This is a genomic window from Nannocystis punicea (genome assembly GCF_026965555.1).
GTDB classification, from domain to species: domain Bacteria; phylum Myxococcota_A; class Polyangia; order Nannocystales; family Nannocystaceae; genus Nannocystis; species Nannocystis punicea.
Window position 1 is genome coordinate 10835992 of the sequence record NZ_CP114040.1, and the last position, 21048, is coordinate 10857039.

A 21048-nucleotide genomic window follows, 5' to 3' on the forward strand; every position below is an offset into this window, starting at 1 on the left:
ATGTTCGTTCATCAGAACATGTCGCGCATCCAGCCGACGAAGCGCTTGCCGAGGCCGGGGCGGCGCTCGCCGCGGGGCGCCTGGACCTCCGCGGCGGCCATCGGCTGGTGGGCCGCGCCGTAGAGCACGAGGCCGACGCCGGTCGAGAACTTGGGGTCCTGGATGACCTGGGCGAACCCGCCCTCGGTGAGGGCCGGCTGACTGCGGCCGAAGCTGGCCCCGTGGACGGGCACGCCGCGGCGGACCGGCATCTGGAACACGTCCTCGACGATCTCGACCATGCCCTCCATCTGCGAGCCGCCGCCGGTGAGGACGATGCCCGAGCCGGCCATCTCCATCATCCCGGACTTCAGCAGCTCCTCCTGGGCCATCAGCAAGATCTCCTCGACGCGCGGCTCGATCACCTCGCCGAGGAAGCGGCGGGGGAACGCCCGCGGCGGGCGCGGGCCGACGCCTGCGACCTCGACCACCGCGTCGCCCTCGATCATGCTGACGAGCGCGCAGCCGTGGCGGCGCTTGATCGCCTCGGCTTCGGCGACGCTGGTGTGGAGGCCGTGGGCGACGTCCTGGGTGATCCGGTGGCCGCCCATGACGATGACCGAGGTGAACACGTTGGTGCCCTCGGAGTAGATGGTCAGGTCGGTGGTGCCGCCGCCGATGTCGATGAGGACGACGCCGAGCTCGCGCTCGTCCTCGTGGAGCACGCTGATCGCCGAGGCGAGGGGCTGCAGCACGACCTCGACGACGTCGAGGCCGGCGCGGTTACAGCACTTGATGATGTTCTGGACGCTGGTGGTGGCGGCGGTGATGACGTGGGCGCGGGCCTCCATGCGCACGCCGCTCATGCCGATCGGGTCCTTGATCTGGCCCTGGCCGTCGATCATGTACTCGAGCGGCAGGGTGTGGATGATCTGGCGGTCGAGCGGGATGTTGACCGCCTTGGCCTGCTCGAGCACCCGCGCGACGTCGGCCTCGGTGACCTCGCGGTTGCGCATGCTGACCTGGCCGAGGCTGCTAAACCCGCGGATGTGACCGCCGGCGATGCCGACGAACACCGACTGGACCTCGACGGCGGCCATCTGCTCGGCCTCCTGGATCGCCTGGGCGATGCTGTTGGTGGTCGCCTCGATGTTGACCACCACGCCCTGGCGCAGCCCCTCCGACGGACAGGTCCCGACGCCGATGATGTCGACCCCGCTCTCGGTCACCTCGCCGATGATCGCGGCGACCTTGGTCGTGCCGATGTCGAGTCCGACGATCACTTCTCCGACTTCTGCCATGGCTTCGTTCCTAGTCGTACTTCGGGATCCCGGAAGCAAATTTGTTGCCGGAGGCGGCCTTCTTCTTCTTCTTGCTCTTGGCCTTGGCCGGCCCCGCGGGCTGGCTCGCCGCCTGCGCCGGGGCGGCTGGCTCTTGGGCAATGTCCTTGGAGACAGGCTTGTGCGCGCCGGCGCCGCGGGCCAGCACCGCCGCCTCGGCGTCGGCGTCGAGGAAGCTGGCGACCACCCGCTCCGGCGTGCCGGGGGCGGCCTCGAGGTCGAGGTGGACCACCGCGAGCTGCTCGGCCCGCTCGCCGAGGGCCGCGCGCAGGGCGTCGAAGCGGGCCAGCTTGGGCTCGACCTCGCCGCGGCCGAGCCGCAGCGCCGCGCCGGTCTTGGCGGTGTACAGCGCGACCGACCCGCCCTCGTCGACGTGGACCTCGGACAGCCGCGGCCGCGGCGCCTGCTGGTAGGCCGTCAGCGCCGCCAGGCCGCGGCGGATGGCCGTCTGGGCCCGCGCGTCGCCGGCGACCAGCTGCTCGCGGTCGATGCCGGTGATCACCGGCAGCTCGCCGCGCTCGCCCTCCTCGAGCCGCTTGAACGGCACGCCGTCGCGGTCGATCAGGTAGAAGTAGCCCGACAGCAGCGCCGCCGCCGCCTCGTGCTCCTCGACCTCGACGATCAGCGTGTCGGGCAGCGAGCGCTGCACGCTGGCGCGCTTGACCCACGGCTCGGCGGCGATCTTGGCCTGCAGCGCGTCGGTGTCGACGGCGAGGATGTTGGTGCCGGGCTCGAGGCCGAGCAGCGACTGCAACCTGTCCACAGGGACATGTGGCGTGGCCTGGAACACCAGCGACTTGGCCTCGAAGCGGGCCGAGGTCGTGACGTACTGATAGCCGGCCTGGACCGCCAGCAGCACGCCCCACGCCAGGGTCACGGCGATCGCCAGGCGGGCCGCGAGGCTGAAGAACCGGCGGCCGCGCGCGCCCACCCGCGGCACCGCGGCGACCAGTTGCTTCAGACCGGCGCGCGGCACGTGCACCGCCGGCTTGACCCCCGCCCGCGGCGCGTCGACGCGGCGATTGACCCGCTGGCTCGCCCGGCTCGCGGTCACCGCCGGCTTGCGCGCGACCGGGGCCGGCGCCGGCATCGGCCGCGGCCGCGCCTGCTGCACCCGTCGGTTCTGCTTGCGCGCCTGCGCGGCGTTCGCGCGAGGGCTGTTGTTGAAGAGACCCATGGCGAAGTGAGCGAGCCTGGCGACTATCAGGCGCCCCATGTGTGGGCAAGAATTCGGCGCCATGTGGGACTGAACATCCGCGCGGTACCGCGTCCTCGCCGCGCCCTCGCCGTGCCCGCCTGCGCGCGTCCGCGCGAGGACGTGAGGCACAGCTCGTTCAGTCCGCCGCGCGGCCGGCGACCGGGCGCGACGAACCTGTCCCCACGGACAGGCGCTCGCCGCCTCGCCCACCTGTCCATTCGTACAGGGCCCATCCTCGGCGCCCGCTCGCCGCGCCGTCTCACATGCCTTTTCGGACAGGCGAACCGCCGCGGCGCGCTCGCCTGGCGTCTCACTCGTCCACTCGCCCCGTCGGCTCCTCGCGTCGTGACATCCGCGCCCATCACATGCCCCTTCGGACATGTGAATCTCCGCGGCCCTCGCCTGCTCTCACCGCTCTTCCCTCGTCCCGTCGGCTCCGCGCGTCGTGGCACCCGCGCCGCGCACAGGACCTTCGGACACGTGAATCTCCGCGGCGCGCTCGCCCCGGCCTCACGACGTGACCGCCCATCCTCCGCAGGACAGGTGCTCCCGCGCTACAGCGCGAAGTCCCCGAGCCGCGGCCGCTGCAGCCAGTTGCGCTCCGACCACGCGACGCCCTTCTCGGCCGCGTGCATCGTGAACGCGTGGCGCGACGTCGCCGAGTGGTTGTGCGAGCTGCGGTGCGGCAGGTGGTCGTGGAACACCACCACGGTGCCCGCGGGCACCTCGAGCGCGACCGCCTGCTCGGCCGTCGGCCACGGCGTGGCGTCGACCGTGCGCAGGGTGCCGACGCGGGCGCGCCAGTCGACCTCGTAGAGCTCGCGCAGCGGCGTGCGGTGGCCGCCGGGCTGCACCCACAGGCAGCCGTTGTCGCGGTGCGCGTCCTCCAGCGCGATCCACATGCCGGTCACGCAGGGAGGCTCGCAGATCAGGTACGTCGCGTCCTGATGCCAGCGGACCTCGCCGCCGATCCGCGGCTGTTTAAAAATCAGCATCGTCTGCCACAGCACCGGCGCCGCGTAGCCGAGGTCGCGCAGCAGCTCGCCGAAGCAGGGGCGGCGGCAGAACTCGCGGAACTCGGGCACCAGGTCGTGCAGCGCGTGGCCGATCTTGTTGATCGCCAGCCGCGGCGGGCACACCAGCCGGCCCTCACCATCGAGCGCCTGCTCCTCGAGGAAGCAGCGCACGCCCTCGGCCGAGGCGAAGAACGCGTCGTCGCGGCCGGCGTCGCGGTCCCTGGTGGTGAACACGGTGCGCTCGGCCGCGGGGTCGAAGCGATCGACGATCGCCAGCGCCGCCGCGCGGAGCGACGCCAGCGCCGCCTCGGGGACGAGGCGCGGCAGCACCACGTAACCCTGCTCGCGGAAGTCGTGGACCTGGTCTCGGCTCAACATCGGCTCGGCTCCTTGCCCGCCGCGAGCGTCCTGGCGGCGGCGAAGATCTGCTGGCGCAGCCACAGGTGGCCAGGGTCGTCCTGGTGGCGCTCGTGCCACACCTGCCGCACCGTGAAGCCGGGCACCGCGAGCGGCGGCGCCAGAGTGCGCAGGTCGAGCGCCGGGCCGAGCCGCCGCACCAGCCGCGCCGGCGTCGTCAGCACGAGGTCGGAGCTGGCGACGATCAGCGGCGCCGCCAGGAAGTGCGGCACGACCAGAGCGATCTGCCGCGCATGGCCGAGCTCGGCCAGCTGGTCGTCGACCACGCTCTGCGAGCCGCCGCGCACGCTGACCAGCACGTGGCGCAGGCGCAGGTAGGTCGCCAGGTCGATGTTGCGCTTGACCTCCGGGTGGCCCTTGCGACACACGAGGACCATCTCCTCGGAGAACAGCGCCTGCTGCTGCAGGCCGGGGCTGGCGTCGAACACCACCCCGAGCGCGAGCGACAGCGCCCCCGTCTCGAGCGGCGCGGCCACGTCGCTCAGCTCGAGCGGGCGCACGCGCAGCTGCACGCCCGGCGCCGCCGCGGACACGCGGGCGAGCAGCGGCGGCAGCAGCACCGCCTCGATGTAGTCGGTGCTGGCCAGCACGAACTCGCGGCGGCTGGTCTTCGGGTCGAAGCGGGCCGACCCGCTCAGGAGGGCCCCGGCGTCGCGCAGGACGGCGCGCAGCGGGATCAGCAGCTGTTCGCCGCGGGTGGTGGGGATCATCCCGCCCCGGGTCCGCACCAGCAGCTCGTCGCCGAAGGTCGCGCGCAGGCGCGCGAGGGCGTGGCTGGTCGCCGAGGCGGTGAGCCCCAGCCGCGCGCCCGCCCGCGTCACGCTGCGCTCGCTGAGCAGGGCCTCGAGGGCGACCAGCAGGTTGAGGTCCACGCCCTGCAGTTGCACGCCGTGCATCCTATCATGAAGAAGATGCGCTTACTGCAACTTGGCCGGCGGCGCACGATGGCGGCCGAGGAAGACGACATGAGCAAGCGAATCATCCTGATCACCGGGGCGAACAAGGGCATCGGCTTGGAGACCGCGCGGCAGCTGGCCCGCGAGGGGCACACGGTGCTCGTCGCCGCGCGCGACGCGGCCAAGGCCGAGGCCGCGGTCGCCGAGCTCGCCCGCGACGGCCTCAAGGCGGAGGCGGTCCAGCTCGACGTGACCGACGCCGCCTCGATCGCCCGCGCCGCCGAGCAGGTCGGCGCCCGCCACGGCAAGCTCGACACCCTCGTCAACAACGCCGGCGTCGTGCTCGAGGGTTGGGGCACCACCACCAGCCAGACCACGCTCGAGCAGTGGCGCGGCACCTTCGAGGCCAACGTGTTCGGCCTGGTCGCGGTGACCCAGGCGCTCCTCCCGCTGGTCCGCAAGAGCGAGGCCGGCCGGATCGTCAACGTCAGCAGCATCCTCGGCTCGCTGACCCTGCACGCCGATCCGTCGTCCCCGATCTACGACATGAAGTCGGTCGCCTACGACACCTCGAAGGCCGCCGTCAATCAGTACACCGTCCACCTCGCCCACGAGCTCCGCGACACGCCCATCAAGGTCAACGCTGCTCACCCCGGGTGGGTCAAGACCGACCTCGGCGGCGAGCAGGCCCCGATGGAGATCCCCGACGGCGCCAAGACCAGCGTGTGGCTGGCCACCCTGCCCGAAGACGGCCCCACCGGCGGCTTCTTCCACATGCGCGACCGCCTGCCCTGGTAGCCCGCGAATGACGGATGTGCGAAGGGACATGCTCTGTCGGGCATGTCCCTTCAGTCATTGATCAATGTCCCTCGAGAAGACCTTCGGGACATGTCCTAAAGAATCTCGCGCCGACGCCGGGGGCGCGTAGCCGCTCCGCGGCGGCGATCGCGGCGTCTCCGTGTCGCCACAATTCTTCTCGCGGCCCGCGAGCACGGGCCCGCGGCGAGGCAAAACAGGGGACGTGACCTCGAGCCCCGCCGAGCCTGACCGCGCCCGCCCCGCTCCGCCCTCCTCGGTCCTGCGCGCGGCCCGGGACCGGCTGCTCGCACGGCTCGACGCGCTCCCGCAGACCGCAACGGACGAGCCGGCCGCGGCTCCGTGGCCCGAGGCCGACGAGCGCTACCAGTTCGGCCCGCCGTTCGCGGCCGGCGGGATCGGGGTGATCCGCCGGGCCATCGATCGTCGGCTCGGACGGGTCGTCGCGGTGAAGGAGCTGCGCAGCCGCGACCCCGCGGCCGCGCGCAGGTTCGAGCTCGAGGCGGCGATCACCGCCCGCCTGCAGCACCCGGCGATCGTGCCGCTCTACGACCTCGGCCGCTTCGCCGACGGTGAGCCCTACTACTGCATGAAGCTGGTCGACGGCGACTCGCTCGAGCAGCTGCTCGGCGAGCAGACGAACCTGGCCGGGCGACTGGCGCTGCTCGAGCACGTCCTCACGGTCGCCGACGCGATCGCCTACGCGCACGACCACGGGGTGATCCACCGCGACCTCAAGCCGGCCAACATCCTGGTCGGCGCGCACGGTGAGACCGTGGTGATCGACTGGGGACTGGCCAAGGACGCGCTCGGCGAGGTGTCGGCCGGGCTCGTGGCGCCGGCGCAGGCCGCGAGCGACGCGACCCTGACCGAGGCCGGCACGGTCATCGGCACGCCGCGCTACATGCCGCCGGAGCAGGCCCGCGGCGAGGCGGTCGACCCCCGCAGCGACGTATTCGCGCTCGGGGCGGTGCTGTTCCACCTGCTCGCCGGTCGCCCGCCCTTCGCCGGGCTCGAGCGCGCCGCGGTGCTGCACCGCCTGGCCGACGACGCGCTCGAGGACCTGCGCCCGCTCGCCGGCGCCGCGCCGCCCGAGCTGGTGGCGATCGCACAAAAGGCCATGTCCCCGCGGCCAGGCGATCGCTACCCGACCGCGCAGGCGTTCGCCGCCGACCTCCGCCGCTTCCTCGCCGGCCGCCTGGTCGACGCTCACCGCTATCGGCCCGACGAATTGCTGCGCCTGTGGTTGCGACGGCACCGCGGCGCCGCGGCGGTCGCCGGCCTGGCGATCGTCGCCTTGACCGCGGCCACCCTCGTGTACGTGCGAGCGGTCGGCGAGCAGCGCGACCGGGCCGAGCAGGCGCGCGCGGACGCCGAGCGGCGGGCGACCGCGGCCGCGCTCGCGCAGGCCCACGCGGCGCTCGCCGAGGATCTGGGGGAGTCGCTCGCGCTGCTGCGACCGCTCGAGCTCGAGGCGCCGGCGGACCTCCGGCGCGCGCGGCTGATCGCCCTCGCCGCCGCGGCCCGCGGCGCCCCCGACCGGGTGCTGCGCGGGCACGTGCGGCCGATCGAGCACCTGGCCGCGCTGGCCGGCGGCGACCTGGTCAGCATCGACGCCGGCGGGGCGGTTTGGCGATGGAACTTCAGGACAGGTTCCGGAGGACAGGTGGTCGACCTGGCCGCGCACTCGGGGACGGTGATCGCGGCCGCCGGGGCGCCGGTGTGGGCGGCCCTGGCCGACGACCGCGCGCTCGTCTTCCGCGACGACGAGCCGCCGGAGTCGATCGAGCTGGCGCCGCTGGGGCAGATCAACTTCTCGAGCGGGACCCACCGCTGGGAGCTGTCGCGCGGGGGCGAGACCCTGGCGGCCCTCCAGACCATCAACCGCGTCGAGGGGCGAGAGTTCGCGTCGGCGTACCTGTGGGACCTCCGACAGCAGCCCGCGCGTCGCATCGAGCCGCCGCTCGCGGGTGTCCACGACGTCGTGATGAGCCCCGACGGGCAGACCGTGGCGCTGTTCGACGTGTTGCTCCGGACGGTGCAGCAGCGCGGCGGCGCGACCACGCTGCTGCCGGACCTCGGCGGCGCCGGGCGGTACTCGCCGCGCGGCGATCACTTCGTCGGCAACAAGGGCTCGCTGGAGCTCGCCACCGGCGCGCGGCGCGAGTACGAGGGCCGCCTGCTCGCGGTCACGGCCGACGACCGCGCCCTGGTGTTTCGGCCGTCCGGACGCACCTGGACCTCGCCGGAGGAGCAGCTGCTCGTCCTGATCGATCTGCAGACCGGCGCCGAGTCGTGGCAGACCGACCTGCAGCCGTCGACCGCGCTCAATCTTTCGCTGTGGGAGCAGGGCGGCGGCCTGATGATCGCCCCGCGCGGCGACCGCTTCGCGCTGCGCTACCAGCACGACTGGACCCTGTGGTCGATGGCGACCGGCAAGCTGCTGCGGGTCCTCGAGGTCGGCGACGCCACGCGCGGGGCGTTCCTCGCCGACGGCAGCTTCGTCGCGGTCCACCACCACGATCTGTGGCTGTGGGGCCCCGAACCACTGCCTGCACCGACGAGCGGCACATGGGTCGCCGCGGCGCCCGACGGTCGGCACGTCTTGGTGTCCGTGGCGAAGGGCGAATCACTGCACCGCCTCGACCGCGCCGATGCGAGCACCCGACCGCTCGGCTGCCCGGTCGCCCCCGACGCGTGGGCGCACCGCGCCTGGCGAAACGGCGTCGTGCTCGACGAGCGCGGGCGCGTGCTGGCCCGGACGCGCGACGGCGGCGCTTGCCTGCAGGACGAGGCCGGCGCCGAGCGCACGCTCGCGGTCGACGGCAAGGTCACGACGGTCGCGCTGGCGCGGGGCAGCGAGAGCTTCGCCGTCGGCCTCGAGGACGGGCGCGTCCTGCTGTACGGCCGCGCCGAGGCCCCGCTGGCGCGGTGGCAGCTCGCCGGCCCGCTGGAGCGGCTGTGGGCGCTGACGGGCGGCACGGACCTGCTCGCCGCGACCCGCGAGGGCCGGGTGTTCGCGCTGCGCTCGGGGCAGGCCGCGCCGCTGTCGCTGGGGACGCTGCGCGAGCCGCAGGAGGTCGGCGCCATCGCGGTCGCGTCGCACCCGCACGCCGCGACCGCGGTGATCGGTCTGCCGCGCGCCGACCAGCTGCTGTTCTACGCCGCCGGCGAGGTCGCGTCGCGCCCGGCAGTCCTGCTCAAGCCGAACCTCGCGTACAGCCCGAGCGGCGCCCGGGCGGCGATCATCCTCGCCGACCGCCGCCTGCTCGTCGTCGCCGGCGCGGACGATCCGGGCCGCGAGATCGCCCTGCCGGAGGACCACGACGTCCGCCCGTGGCCGGGCTGGCTCCTCGGGACGCACTCGCTGCAATTCGTCGACGAGGACACGGTCGAGGCGTTCAGCGGCACGTCGCTGCGGGTCCGCGTCGACCTCGAGCTCGGCGAGGCCTTCGTGATCGAGCGCGAGACCTCGACGGACTCGCTCGGCCTCGGCCTGCGAGCGCCCCGCCCGGCCGAGCTGCTGCGCTGGCTCGGCGCGCGCGCCGAGGCGACCGAGCCTGTCCCGCAGGACAGGCTCGAGTTCGCGGCGTGGCTGGCCGCGCGCACCCGCTGAGCTCGAGCTCGTCCGCCGCCGAGCCGGGAGGCCCCGTCTCGCCTAATTGTTGCGCTCGGCTCGGCGCGCGCACCGAGACGATCGATCTGCCCCGAAAGCCATGCCCGAGTCTGCGGCGCGGCTCGCCGCGCGTCCGCCGGGCTCGAGCCCGCTCCGCGCCGAGCCGCGCAAAAGCACGAAGGGACATGCTCTTTCGAGCATGTCCCTCGAGTCATGCGCGCGGCGCCGGCGTCAGCGGATGAAGCCGTTCTCGTCGCGGCGGCGGAGGAACGCGGGGATCTCGCTGGGATCGCCGCTGACGGCCGGGGGCTCGAGGCGCTGCGACTGGCGCACGCCCTGGTGGACCTGCTGCTGCGGGTGGACCTGCTGCTGCGGGTGGACCTGCTGCTGCGGGTGGACCTGCTGCTGCTGCGGGTGAGCCTGCGGGTGGACCTGCTGCGGGTGGACCTGCGGCGCGCTCGGCTGGCCGATCACGCCGGAGCGGCTCATGCTCGACGAGCTGGCCGAAGGGACAGGTACCGCGGCGCCGCGCTCGTGGACGCTCAGGCGCTCGACCATCGACTGGCGCAGGCTGCTGGAGCTCTGCTGCGGCTGCGGCGGCGGCTGCGGCGGGGTGGGCGCGAACATCGGGTTCTGCTGCACGGGCTGGGGGTTCGGCATGCCGAACGGGACCTGGACCTGCGAGCGGCGCTTGCCCGGCGGGCTCGTCATGGTCGAGCGGATGACCTGCTCGAGCTCCTCCTCGGCCGGCGCGTGGCGGTCGAAGCCGGTGGCGATGACGGTGATGCGCAGGGCGTCGCCCATGTTGTGGTCGATGACCGCGCCGAAGATGATGTTGCAGTCCTCGTGGGCGGCCTCCTGGATGAGGGAGGCGGCCTCCTCGACCTCGTGGAGCTTGAGGTCGGGCCCGGCGGTGATGTTGATGAGGATGCCCTGGGCGCCGTGGATCGTGACGTCCTCGAGCAGCGGCGAGCTGATCGCCTGCTGGGCGGCCTGCATCGCCCGGCCCTCGTCGTGGCCGATGCCCATGCCCATCAGCGCGCGGCCCTGGCCGGACATGATGGTGCGCACGTCGGCGAAGTCGACGTTGATGATGCCGGGCACGGTGATGAGGTCGGACACGCCCTGGGTCGCGTGCTGCAACACCTCGTCGGCCAGGCGGAAGCTGTCGAGCAGGCTGGTGTTCGAGGAGGTGACCTGCAGCAGGCGGTCGTTCGGGATCGTGATCAGGGTGTCGACGGCCTTCTCGAGCTTCTCGATGCCGGCGTCGGCGAACCGCAAGCGCCGCTTGCCCTCGAAGCGGAACGGCTTGGTGACCACGCCGACGGTCAGCGCGCCCATCTCCCGCGCGATCTGGGCGATGATCGGCGCCGCACCCGTGCCGGTGCCGCCGCCCATGCCCGCCGTCACGAACACCATGTCGGCCCCGCGCAGCGCCTCGGCGATCTCGTCCACGCTCTCGAGCGCAGCCTCGCGGCCCTTCTCCGGGTTGGCGCCCGCCCCGAGCCCGCGAGTCACGTCCTTGCCGAGCTGGATCACGGTCTGGGCCATGCTCTTCTCGAGCGCCTGCACGTCGGTGTTCGCCGTGTAGAACTCGACGCCCTCGACCTTGTTCGTGATCATCGTATTGACGGCGTTGCCTCCCGCCCCGCCGACGCCGATGACCTTGATCTTCGCCTGTTGAACGATTTCCTCGAGTTCGAACTGCGCCATACTGCCTGCCCACTTTCCCGTCGGGCTCCTGGCCTGACGGTCATGTGCTTCGCTTCTCGAACTACGCACTTATCCGAGGCGATCGCCCATTGCAAAAAATTTGTGTTCTTCGCGAAGGCATGTAGCCGGATGTAGGTCCGACTCTCACCTCCACAAACCAGGCCCGGGCGCCCAGGCGGCGGCGAATTCACCGCGTAGATCGTCCAATCGGGCGTACGGCCGCCCTCGCGGGGGCTCGGCCGATGTGTCTCATGGGACAGATTTTCCCTTCGGCACGTGCGGCCGGGCCCGCCGCCCGCGAGTCCGGCTGGAGGGCCTCGATCACACCGGATCGAGGCCGATCGTTTTTCAGGGAGATCGGACGCGTCAGCAGCTCCGAGGCGCACCGAGGCGGCTGTCCTCACGGACAGAAAAGGTGATCAGGTTTTCAGGCCCGATCACAGCACCAGATCGATCGGCCAGGTTCGAGAGCGCAGCAGGCGCGGCGACCATGCCCGAGCCCGATCGGCGGAGCAAATTTTCGGGCCTGCCGACCCCGGTGCCACGATTGCGGCCCGCCGCCGATCCACGCATGCAGATCGGGGGATCGGTCCTCGGGGACAGATCGGTGATTGGCGCCGACCGAGCCGAAACGCCGCAGAGGCCGCCCTGGACGGCCAGATCGGCGATTGACCCGTGCCCTGGATCAGCCGTGGAGCGCAGGGGCGGCCCCTCGGACGGATCGGCGATTTCCCCGCCGATCCCCCCGGATCGCGGATCGGTCCTCGAGGACAGATCGGCGATTTCACCGCCGCTCGCGCCGGCCCGGGCGAGCGGTCCCCGGGGGCAGATCGGTGATTTCACCGCGGTGTCGCGATTCACCGCAGGGCGGCCCGCATGGCGGCGACGACGTCGACCCCGAGCGGGCGCCCGAGCCACAGCTCCTCGGCGAACACGCCCTGCCACAGGAGCATCTCGAGCCCGTCCTGGACCAGGGCCCCGGCCGCCTCGGCGAGGTCGAGCAGGCCGCCGGCCGGCCGCGGGTAGACGATGTCGACCACGCGAGCCGCGGGCGCCAGACCGCCGACCAGCGCGGCCGCCGGCACGGGGTAGTCGGACGGGCCGTGGGCCATGCCGACGGTGGTGCAGTTGACCAGCAGGTCGACCGCCGGGCCGCCGCCGACCGCGTCCCAGCCGGCGGCGACGACCGGCCCGCTCGCCGGGAGCTCGGCCGCCAGGGCTGCCGGATCTCGGCTGACCCAGCGGACATGTCCTCCGGGACCGAGGAGCTCGCCGGCGATCGCGTCGACGACCGCCCGCGCGGCGCCACCTGACCCGAGGACCATGGCCTCTCGGACATGTCCTGCAGACAGCTCGCGGACGGCCGCCGCGAAGCCGCGGCCGTCGGTGTTGTGGCCGACGATCGCGCCGGCCGCGAACACGATCGTGTTGACGGCGCCGATCCGCCGCGCCTCGGGGCCGAGGTCGTCGCACAGCGCCAGGGCGGCCTGCTTGTGCGGCACGGTGAGGTTGAGCCCGCCGAAGCCGAGCGCCCGGGCCCCGCGCACGGCCTCGGCCAGGCGCTCCGGGCCGACGTGGAACGCGAGGTAGCGGTGCGGCAGACCGAGCCTCGCGAACGCGGCCGCGTGCATCGCCGGCGAGCGCGAGTGCGCGACCGGGTCGCCGAGCACCCCGAAGCACTTCGCCATCGCCTGCCCGCCGCTCGCCGTCGACATCGCCGCGAGGATACCGCGAACGGTCAGCCTCGCGCGGACACACCGCCGCTGCCTCGCGGACGCAAGCGCTGCGCTCGCGGTGCCGCGCGGAGCCCGAGCGAGGTTCGCTCGCAAGGTTCGCCCGCGGCTCAGGCGGCGCTCCGGGCCGGACCGTCGCTCGCGCGAGGCACGGCCCCACCGGGCATCCGCGGCGCTCGCGCCCGTGAGGTCCTGTACGATGCCGCATGACCGCGATTCGAGTCACCTTCGTGGACGCCGCGCGCGGCGTCGTCTTCGGCGAGACCGACGTGCCGGCGGATCACCTGCCCGAGTCGTTCTCCGCCGCGACCACGATGAGTCTGGGAGACCGCCGGTGGCAGGTCGAGGAGGCCGAACCCGCCGAGCGCCGCGACTTCCTGGCCAAGGGCCGGCTGCGGCTCGTCTTGCGCGAGCTCCAGTGGGTCGACCCGAAGACGATCATGTACACCCTGCCGACGCTCGAGAACACGATGCCGCCGCTCGTCGAGGGCGAGACCGCCGGCGCGTTCGCCATGCACGAGGACGACTGGCGCCAGCGCGAGCTGGTGTCGATCGCGTTCATGCCGGAGATCGAGGCCGAGCTCGCGGCGATCCAGGTCGTGCTCGCCGAACGCAAGGGCCCCGGCTTCGCCGACCTGCACGTCCGGGAGCGGATCCCCGAGCCCCTGAGCGACACGGGCCTCGTGCTCGGCGAGCTGCAGGCCGCGCTCGGTCATCCTGCCCGGCGCGACCTCGTGGTCGACGACCTGCGAGTGGTCGGCGGCTTCGCCCTCATGCCCGCGTCGGGGCCGGTCTACGGCCACGAGCACGAGGGTCTCGTCGCGGCGGTCGGCGTCGTCGACGGCTTCCCGCCGGCGCTCGCCGAACTCGCGCGGGCGCGAGGGCTCGTCCTCGTCGACTGGTGCGCCGCGACCGTCGTCGAGCCGCACCAGTGAGCGCAGGCGCAGACCCTCGGCGCGAGCTCCACGGTCCCGCCGCGGCGCACAGGCGTCCTGCGCGCTCGCTCGCGCAGCCATCGCCGCGAATCCCGATGCGGATCCGCGGCTCCGAGGCTCAACGCTTTCGCTCGCCGAGGTTCGGTGCGATCAGGTCACCGACTTCGCCCCGCTTGGGGAAGCGACCCAGCTGATCCTTGCTGAAGATCCGCTGGCCATCGGCGAGGACGTCGAACACGCCACGATCGCCGCGGTGGACCTTGCACTCGACCTTGTCGCCGAAGCGAGCCTGCAGTTCGGCCACCAGACCGGTGGCTTGGGGCAGGTAGTTTCAGCGCACGCAGTAATAGACGTCGATCTGCATGCCTCGATCCTAGCACGTCACTTCTTGGCGGCTGACGTCGCGTCCGCCGGCGCGGCGGGCTGAGCCGGGATGCCCGGGACCGCCTGGTCGCCGATGGTCGCCAGCGAGCCCGGGCACTCGAGCGCCCCGAGGAAGGCCACGAGGTCGTCGATCTCGGCGTCGGTGAGGTTGCGGTTGGCGTAGTTGGGGTCGAGGTCGGTGCGCTTCGGACCGCCGGCCATGGTCGCCACGACGGTGCGGAGGTCCGCCACGCTGCCGTCGTGGAAGTACGGCGCGGTCCGCGTCACGTTGCGCAGCGTGGGCGTGCGGAACTTGTACAGGTCGGCCTGATCCTTCGACGCGTCCATGCGGCCCTTGTCGGGGCCCTCGCCGGCGTCGGACAGGCCGATCCCCATCTTGTGGTAGAGGTCGTCGCTGAAGTTGTCACCGCTGTGGCAGGTGGTGCACGCCCCCTTGCCGCGGAACAGCTCCCAGCCGCGCTGCTGGGCCTCGTTCATGCTGTTCTTGTCCCACGCGGTGCCGCCGCACAGGAGCGTGCGCTCGTACGCCGACAGCGCCTTGACGACGTGCTCGGGCAGCACCGGGTCGCCGTCCTTGAGGCCGAACACGCGGCCGAACTCGGCCTTGTACTCGGGCAGCGCGCCGACCTCGGCCGCCTTGGCCGCCAGCTTCTCCTCGCCGACGCCCATGTTGCCGCCCTTCCACGCGCCGATCGCCTGCTTCTCGAGGTTGGCCGCGCGGCCGTCCCAGTACAGGGCGGTGTGGTAGGCGACGTTCCAGATCGTCGGGGTGTTGCGCGGCAGCTCCTTGTCGCCGGGGCCGAGCGCCCGCGCCCGCCCGTCCGCGTTGCCGAGCTCGTTCTGGTGGCAGCTGTAACAGCTGCGCGAGCCGTCGACGCTGAGCCGCTTGTCCATGAACAGCTTGTGCCCGAGCTCGACCTTGGCCGCGGTCATCGGGTTGTCGGCCGGCACCTCGGGCGCGCGCATGCCCTGCGGCAGCTCCCACGCGTACTCCTCGACGGGCTCGGGCTGGGCCTCCGGCGTCGCGGGCGCCTTGGCGTCGCCGGCCTTGCCGTCCTTCGCGCCCGCCTTCTCCGCCTTGTCGCCGCCCTTCGGCGCGACCTCGCCGGGTTCGCCGCAGGCGAGCAGCGTGCAGAGCCCGCACGCGAGCGCGGTGCGGAGGCGGTGCGAGGTGGCGAGGTGGGGCGGGCGCGCGTGCATGCGCCGCACCCTACACCAGTTCCACCACGCCCCCAAGCCCGCAGCAGCCGGACGACTCGCCCGCGCGCCGGGCCTCGAGTATCCTGCCACGGCGATGAAGCCGGACGAGCTCGGGCCGATGCGGACGCTCCTCTTGCAACGCCGCGCCGAACTGCTGAAGGGCGGCGACGTGCCGGTGGAGTTCGAGCACAACGAGGTGGTGACCAAGCCCGACGAGGACGCCGCGCCGCTGGCCGAGATGACGCAGGTCATCGCCTCCAACCGCAACCGCGCCCGCACCGAGGCCCTCGCCGCCATCGACGACGCGCTCCGCCGAATGGCCGACGACCCCGAGGAATTCGGCCTCTGCGAGGCCTGCGACGAGCCGATCGCCCAGCGCCGCCTGCTCCTCGTGCCCACCGCCACCCTCTGCGCCACCTGCCAGCGCGAGGACGAACAGGCCAACAGCGGCCGCGGCCGCAGCCGCCGCCACCTCACCGACTATCGCTGAGCCTGTCCCTCGGGACAGTTGTCAAAAGGGGCATGCTCGAAGGGTCATGTTTTGAAGAACATGCCCATCAGGACATGGCCTACAGGCCTCGCCGAGGGCGAGCACGCCGAGGCTTCACCCGCGCCGCGCTCGGACGTCCCCCTGTAGATCCGTCGCGGACCTGTCCGCCGTCACTCGAGCGGGTAGTCGGTGTACCCGCGCTCGCCCGGCGTATAGAAAGTCGAGTGGTCGCCCGCGGCCAGCGGCAGGCCCGCGCGCAGGCGCGAGACCAGGCGCGGGTTCGCGATGAACGGGCGGCCGAACGCGACGAGGTCGCCACGGCCTGCGGCCAGATCTGCCTCCGCGCGGGCCGCGTCGTACTCGCCCGAGAGGATCAGGCGACCGCCGAAGCTCCGACGGATCTCCGCCTGCAGGTCGGCCGGCACCACCTTGCCGCCGAAGTCGACCAGATGGACGTACGCGAGCCCCAGCTCGGACAGGCCGCGCACCAGGTGGACGTACACCGCGTCGAGCTCGGGGTCGACCGCCATCCCATTGAAGGTGCCGTACGGGGACAGACGGATCCCCACGCGCCCGGCCCCGATCCGCGAGACCGTCGCGCGCGCGACCTCGAGGGCGAAGCGCGCCCGGCCCTGGGCCGTGCCGCCCCAATCGTCGCGGCGCTGGTTGCTGGCCGTGTTCAAAAATTGGTCGATGAGGTAGCCGTTGGCGCCGTGCAGCTCGACGCCGTCGAAGCCGGCCTCGCGCGCGAGCCCTGCCGAGTGCGCGTAGCCGTCGATCGCGGCGGCGATGTCGGCCTCGCTCAGCTCGCGCGGCACCGGATGCGGCTGCGGCCCCTCCTGGTCGGTGTACATCGCGCCCGCGAGCGCGATCGGCGAGGCTCCGCGCACCTCCGCGCCGGGCGGCAAGTTGAGCGGGTGACCGACGCGCCCGGTGTGCATGAGCTGGACGAAGATCTTGGCGCCGCCGGCGTGAGCCGCGTCGGTGGCGCCGCGCCACCCGCGAGCCTGCTCGTGAGTGAAGAGGCCGGGGATCCGCGCATAACCGAGCCCGTCGGCGATCGGGGCGGTGCCCTCGGTGATGATGAGGCCGGCCTCGCTGCGCTGGCCGTAGTAGGTGGCCATCAGCGCGTTGGGGAGGTTGCCGGTCGCACGACTGCGCGTCATCGGGGCCATGACGACGCGGTTCTTCACTTCGACGTCGCCGAGCACGATCGGGGTGTAAAGGAGCTCGCTCATGGGTTCAACGTAGTGACGGCCGTGCGACTAAAGTAGATGCGCCGCCGACAACACATTGTTGCTCCCGGCGGGTCAATCGACGTCCGCGCGCCGATCGCCCACCATGACGCCATGGCACCCCGTCCGCTCGAGCCGCTCGACGCCTTCATCACCCGCCTCCGCCGCGCCGCCCCGACCGTCGCTCAGCAGCCGGTCCGCTTCGGCGGCCATCACTTCAGCCACGCGGTGGTCGTCGAAGACGGCCGCTGGCGCGTGCGCCCCCTGGTCCTCGATCGCGAGGTGGCCGACAATTTTTTAAAGGAGCGCGGCTACTTCATGCCGGAGAACGCAGAGGCCCTCAGCCAGCCCGGCGACCCGGTGCTGCTCGAGGCGGACAGCCTCGAGCAACTGATCGAGGGGATCAAGGGCATGAAGTGGCCGATGTGGTAGGCATTTCGCTATCTGCCATGAAGGACATGTCTTTGAAGGCATGTCCTCGATGACATGTCCATCTCTGCGAGATGCAGCTCAGAACGGCACGGTAGGAATGGACAGGGGCATCTCGTCATCGCCGATATCGAGGTCGTTGCCCTGACCGAGCTGGCCGTACTTGTTGGCGCCCCAGCAGCGCAGCGTCTCGTCGGTCAACACGGCGCAGGTGTTGGCCCCGGCTTCCTCGCCGCCGTCGCTACCCGAGGCTGAAATCAGCCTGGCGCTCACACCCAGGGGGACCGCCATCTCGGGCGCGAACCGAGACTCCCCGTCACCGTACCCGAGCGCACCCTTCGCACCGCGGCCCCAGCACAGCACGTCGCCGACGAGGAGGCGCGCGCAGGTGTGGAAAGAGCCGGCGACGACCTGATCCACGCCGGTCAGGATGTCGTCGTGCGGCAAGGACTCGGGCGTGTTGCCGACGTTCTGCATCCCACCGGTTCCGAGCTGACCATCCGTCCCCCTGCCCCAGCAGCGGACGGTATCCCCCTCCATCAGGGCGCACGTATGAAAGGCGCCGGCGGTGACTGCACGCGCCGGGGCGCCGAGCTTGACCGGCGCGGGCAACTCCCCGGGATTGTCGCCGATTGAATCGGTGTGCCCGAGACCGAGCTGTCCGGATTGATTGTGCCCCCAGCACAGGATGTCGCCGTTGTCCCTGAGGACGCATGTATGCTCGCCGCCCAGGGCCAGCTGCTTGGCGCCCGTGACGCCCGGCACATCCACCTTGGGGACCTCGCGTTTTTCACTCGAATCACCATATCCGAGCATGCCGTACAGGCCGTCACCCCAGCACCGGACCGTACCGCCCTCCACGATGGCGCAGGTGTGCTCATGACCGGCTGCGATATCCACCACCCCATCGGCGATGCCGTCCGGAGGCGGCATTTCGCCCGGCTCGTCGCCTCGATGGATGGACAGCTGGACATCCTCGAGCTTCCCCGTGTAGCCGTCCCCGAGCTGTCCCGTGTGATTGTTCCCCCAGCAGCGCAGCGCGTCGGTATCGAGGCGCGCGCAGACGTGATTGAAACCGGCGGCCAACTGCACCACCTTGCCACCGACCTCGACGTCGGCGGCCGGTAGTTCGCCCGGCCCGTTGCCCAGATCGTCGGTCTTGCCCTGCCCCAGTACGCCGTATTCGCCCTGCCCCCAGCACCTGACGCGTCCGTCGCCGAAGGCGACACACACGAATTCGCCGCCGACGGCGAGGCTCTTGATTTCCGTCGACAAGCAAACGGCGTCGCACTCGTCACCCGCCGCCAAGTTCCCGTCGTCGCAAATCTCGCCGGCCTGGAGGATGTCGTCGCCGCAGGCAGGGAGAGCGCAGGCATTGCTGCACCCGTCATCATTGACGAGGTTGCCGTCGTCGCAGCCCTCGCCGCTCTGCACCAGCCCATCCCCACATGTAGCGAGGGTGCACGCGTTCGTGCAACTGTCGCTGTCGTCGAGATCGCCGTCGTCACAGGCCTCGGTGCCCTCGACGATGCCATTGCCGCAGATCGGCGAGTCGCCGCTCATCATGTCGGGAGGGTCGGGAGGGTCGAGAGGGTCGAGAGGCTCGAGAGGATCCGTCGGGTCCATCGGAGACGAAGGGCCGCTCGACCCGTCCGTCTCGGATTCGCGCGAGGCCGTGCTGTCCGAACCGGTCGGCTCGTAGAAACAGGCGAGCCCGGCCGCAGCGACGAACCAGGTATACAATAGGATCTGGCGCATGGTGAGTCGCCTCTCAGAAACGAACGGGTCCGGCGAACATTTCGTCGTCGGGGGTCTCGTCGTCGCCGATGTTGTTTCGATGGCCGTAACCGAGCTGACCTTTTGTGTTTCTTCCCCAGCACCGGAGAGTGTTGTCCATGAGCACTGCGCAGGTCGACCGGCCCAAAGTACCGAAATCCCAATACCCGCTGCTGGAGCGCAGCATCCTGGCCGGCCCGCCGAGCGCCACGAATTCGCCCGGATTCGGGAATTTTCCGGACTTCGCATAGCCGAGGGTCCCTTCATCCGCCACGCCCCAACACTTGACGCCCCCGCCCTCGAGCAGGGCGCACGTGTGACCAAATCCTGCGGCGATTTCCTTCGCAGCATCGCCGCCGAGGTCGACGTCCTCGATGAGCTCGATCTCCCCCGGCTCATCCCCGATGTCTTCATTCAATGTCCCGTTCCCGAGCTGCCCGACGCTATTATCTCCCCAACATCGCACCGTACCGCCCATCATGAGCGCGCAGTTGTGAAAAGCGCCGGCCGCGATCGCCTGGACAGGACCGCCGAGAGGGACCGCCGGGGGAGGCATCTCCCCCTTGCTCGCGTGTCCCTGGCCGAGCTCACCCTGGGTGTTGTAGCCCCAACACCGCACCGTATCGTCCTCCAGAAGAGCGCAGGAATGCCGCGTACCCAGAGCGAGCCGCCGCGCCCCCGTGATCCCGGGGACATCATCCTTCGGCGCTGACTGCGAGTAGACATTGTCGACACCGAGCTGCCCCAGAGCGCCGTAGCCCCAGCAGCGCACTTTCTTTCCGGTCAAGATGACGCAGGTGTGATAGCCACCGGCGGCGATCCGTATCGCGCCACCAATTACCTCCTTCGGCGGGAATTCCGCGGTAGGGCCGCACCGATCTGCGCTGTCCCCATACCCCAGAGCTCCGAGCACGCCTTGGCCGCAACAGTAAACGCTGCCCGTTTCAAGGAGTGCGCAGTGATGATTAGCTCCTGCGCTGACCTGAACCACCCTCCCGCCCGCGTTGACGTTCGCTACGGGCAGCTCTCCCGGGTCGTCGCCGAGGTCCTCGGTGTCGCCGTTGGCCAGCGTGCCGAACTCGTTCTGACCCCAGCAGCGGAGGGTGCCGCCCTTGAGGACGATGCACGTGTGCTGGGCGCCCACCGCGAGGTCCTCCACCTCGGCGTTCTTGCACTCGGGCGAGCAGGCATCGTCCGCTTCGCGCCCGCCGTCATCGCACTCTTCGCCCGCGACGAGGTTGAGCACGCCGTCGCCGCAGGCGGGCTTCATGCAGTTCGCCTCACAGGAGGCGGTCTGGGCCTCCTCGTCGCAGTCCTCGCCGAGCTGGACCACGCCATCGCCGCAGGTCGCCGGCACGCAAGCGTTGCTGCAGCCGTCGAGGTCGTCCGAATTGCCGTCGTCGCAGCCCTCGCCGGCGTGAAGCACCCCGTCCCCACAAAAGGCCAGGCGGCACGCATTTGTGCACGCGTCGCCGTCATCCTGGTCGGCGTCGTCGCATTGCTCGTCACCCTCGACGATGCCGTTCCCGCATATGGCCTCGAGACCGGCCGTGGGGCCCGAGGAAGCGTCGGAGGCGGAGGTCGTGGTCGTGGTGGTGGTGGACGACGTATTCGCCGTGGTGGTCCCCGTGAGGCTCGCTTCGCCGTTGGAGCTCGTGGACTCGGTGGGCGATGCGGTGAGATCCGCCGAGCATCCTAACCCGAGCAGAGCGGCCGTAAACGCGAGATACGGGCCCGGTGGCCGAAATCGACGGCGCCCAGAGCGCGGGCAGCATGGTAGCAGGCTATAAAGTCCCATCACGACCGAAGGTATCACGGATGGGGCATGACCAGGAATGGACGAGCATGTCGGGCTATTACGGACCGACGAACCTT

16 protein-coding genes are annotated in these 21048 nt (G+C 71.4%); 5 read left to right on the plus strand and 11 right to left on the minus strand.

What is annotated here, in order from left to right; translation table 11 throughout:
* Positions 1–11 precede the first annotated feature (11 nt).
* From ftsA to O0S08_RS41485, 4 genes are all read right to left on the minus strand, one after another.
* Complete coding sequence (gene ftsA, locus O0S08_RS41470; RefSeq protein ID WP_269035051.1) at positions 12–1280, minus strand: cell division protein FtsA; 1269 nt, start codon at positions 1278–1280, stop codon at positions 12–14.
* Positions 1281–1290: 10 nt separating this feature from the next.
* The gene (locus tag O0S08_RS41475; RefSeq protein WP_269035052.1) at positions 1291–2535 is read right to left on the minus strand and encodes a cell division protein FtsQ/DivIB; all 1245 of its coding nucleotides are present in this window, start codon (positions 2533–2535) and stop codon (positions 1291–1293) included.
* A gap of 536 nt (positions 2536–3071) precedes the next feature.
* Positions 3072–3911: a phytanoyl-CoA dioxygenase family protein gene (locus tag O0S08_RS41480; RefSeq protein ID WP_269035053.1), complete on the minus strand. Its 840-nt coding sequence runs from the start codon at positions 3909–3911 to the stop codon at positions 3072–3074.
* Positions 3905–4837, minus strand: a complete 933-nt coding sequence (locus O0S08_RS41485) for a LysR family transcriptional regulator (protein ID WP_269035054.1) — start codon at positions 4835–4837, stop codon at positions 3905–3907. Before O0S08_RS41485 ends, O0S08_RS41480 begins: the two co-directional genes overlap by 7 nt.
* Before the next feature lie 78 nt (positions 4838–4915).
* On the opposite strand from O0S08_RS41485, the gene O0S08_RS41490 reads away from it, so the two are divergent.
* Positions 4916–5644, plus strand: coding sequence for an SDR family oxidoreductase (locus O0S08_RS41490; RefSeq protein ID WP_269035055.1), 729 nt, complete (start codon positions 4916–4918; stop codon positions 5642–5644).
* 223 nt (positions 5645–5867) lie between these two features.
* Positions 5868–9278: a serine/threonine-protein kinase gene (locus tag O0S08_RS41495; RefSeq protein WP_269035056.1), complete on the plus strand. Its 3411-nt coding sequence runs from the start codon at positions 5868–5870 to the stop codon at positions 9276–9278.
* A gap of 231 nt (positions 9279–9509) precedes the next feature.
* Here O0S08_RS41495 and ftsZ read toward each other — a convergent pair whose 3' ends face one another.
* Positions 9510–10991, minus strand: a complete 1482-nt coding sequence (ftsZ, locus tag O0S08_RS41500; RefSeq protein ID WP_276082566.1) for a cell division protein FtsZ — start codon at positions 10989–10991, stop codon at positions 9510–9512.
* Between the two features lie 857 nt (positions 10992–11848).
* Positions 11849–12706 (minus strand): shikimate dehydrogenase family protein, encoded by an 858-nt coding sequence (locus tag O0S08_RS41505; protein WP_269035057.1) that lies wholly within the window; start codon positions 12704–12706, stop codon positions 11849–11851.
* Between the two features lie 224 nt (positions 12707–12930).
* Between O0S08_RS41505 and O0S08_RS41510 the strand changes: the two genes are divergently transcribed.
* On the plus strand, positions 12931–13659 hold the full coding sequence (locus O0S08_RS41510) for a hypothetical protein (RefSeq protein ID WP_269035058.1): 729 nt from the start codon (positions 12931–12933) through the stop codon (positions 13657–13659).
* Positions 13660–13777: 118 nt separating this feature from the next.
* On the opposite strand, the gene O0S08_RS41515 is transcribed toward O0S08_RS41510, so the two are convergent.
* Both O0S08_RS41515 and O0S08_RS41520 read right to left on the minus strand, forming a co-directional pair.
* Positions 13778–13984: an Rdx family protein gene (locus O0S08_RS41515; RefSeq protein ID WP_269041902.1), complete on the minus strand. Its 207-nt coding sequence runs from the start codon at positions 13982–13984 to the stop codon at positions 13778–13780.
* Between the two features lie 56 nt (positions 13985–14040).
* On the minus strand, positions 14041–15243 hold the full coding sequence (locus O0S08_RS41520) for a cytochrome-c peroxidase (protein WP_269035059.1): 1203 nt from the start codon (positions 15241–15243) through the stop codon (positions 14041–14043).
* On the opposite strand from O0S08_RS41520, the gene O0S08_RS41525 reads away from it, so the two are divergent.
* Positions 15242–15733, plus strand: coding sequence for a TraR/DksA family transcriptional regulator (locus tag O0S08_RS41525; RefSeq protein WP_269035060.1), 492 nt, complete (start codon positions 15242–15244; stop codon positions 15731–15733). The two genes, O0S08_RS41520 and O0S08_RS41525, sit on opposite strands and share 2 nt — an antisense overlap.
* 170 nt (positions 15734–15903) lie before the next feature.
* Here O0S08_RS41525 and O0S08_RS41530 read toward each other — a convergent pair whose 3' ends face one another.
* Positions 15904–16971, minus strand: a complete 1068-nt coding sequence (locus O0S08_RS41530) for an alkene reductase (RefSeq protein WP_269035061.1) — start codon at positions 16969–16971, stop codon at positions 15904–15906.
* A gap of 111 nt (positions 16972–17082) precedes the next feature.
* Between O0S08_RS41530 and O0S08_RS41535 the strand changes: the two genes are divergently transcribed.
* Entirely contained in the window at positions 17083–17400 is a 318-nt protein-coding gene (locus O0S08_RS41535) for a hypothetical protein (protein WP_269035062.1), read from the plus strand.
* Positions 17401–17478: 78 nt separating this feature from the next.
* On the opposite strand, the gene O0S08_RS41540 is transcribed toward O0S08_RS41535, so the two are convergent.
* Together O0S08_RS41540 and O0S08_RS41545 are read right to left on the minus strand one after the other, a co-directional pair.
* Positions 17479–19155 carry an RCC1 domain-containing protein gene (locus tag O0S08_RS41540; protein WP_269035063.1) on the minus strand — a complete coding sequence of 559 codons (1677 nt, stop codon included), beginning with the start codon at positions 19153–19155 and terminating at the stop codon, positions 17479–17481.
* A gap of 13 nt (positions 19156–19168) precedes the next feature.
* Positions 19169–20971: a DUF4215 domain-containing protein gene (locus tag O0S08_RS41545; RefSeq protein WP_269035064.1), complete on the minus strand. Its 1803-nt coding sequence runs from the start codon at positions 20969–20971 to the stop codon at positions 19169–19171.
* Between the last annotated feature and the right edge of the window lie 77 nt (positions 20972–21048).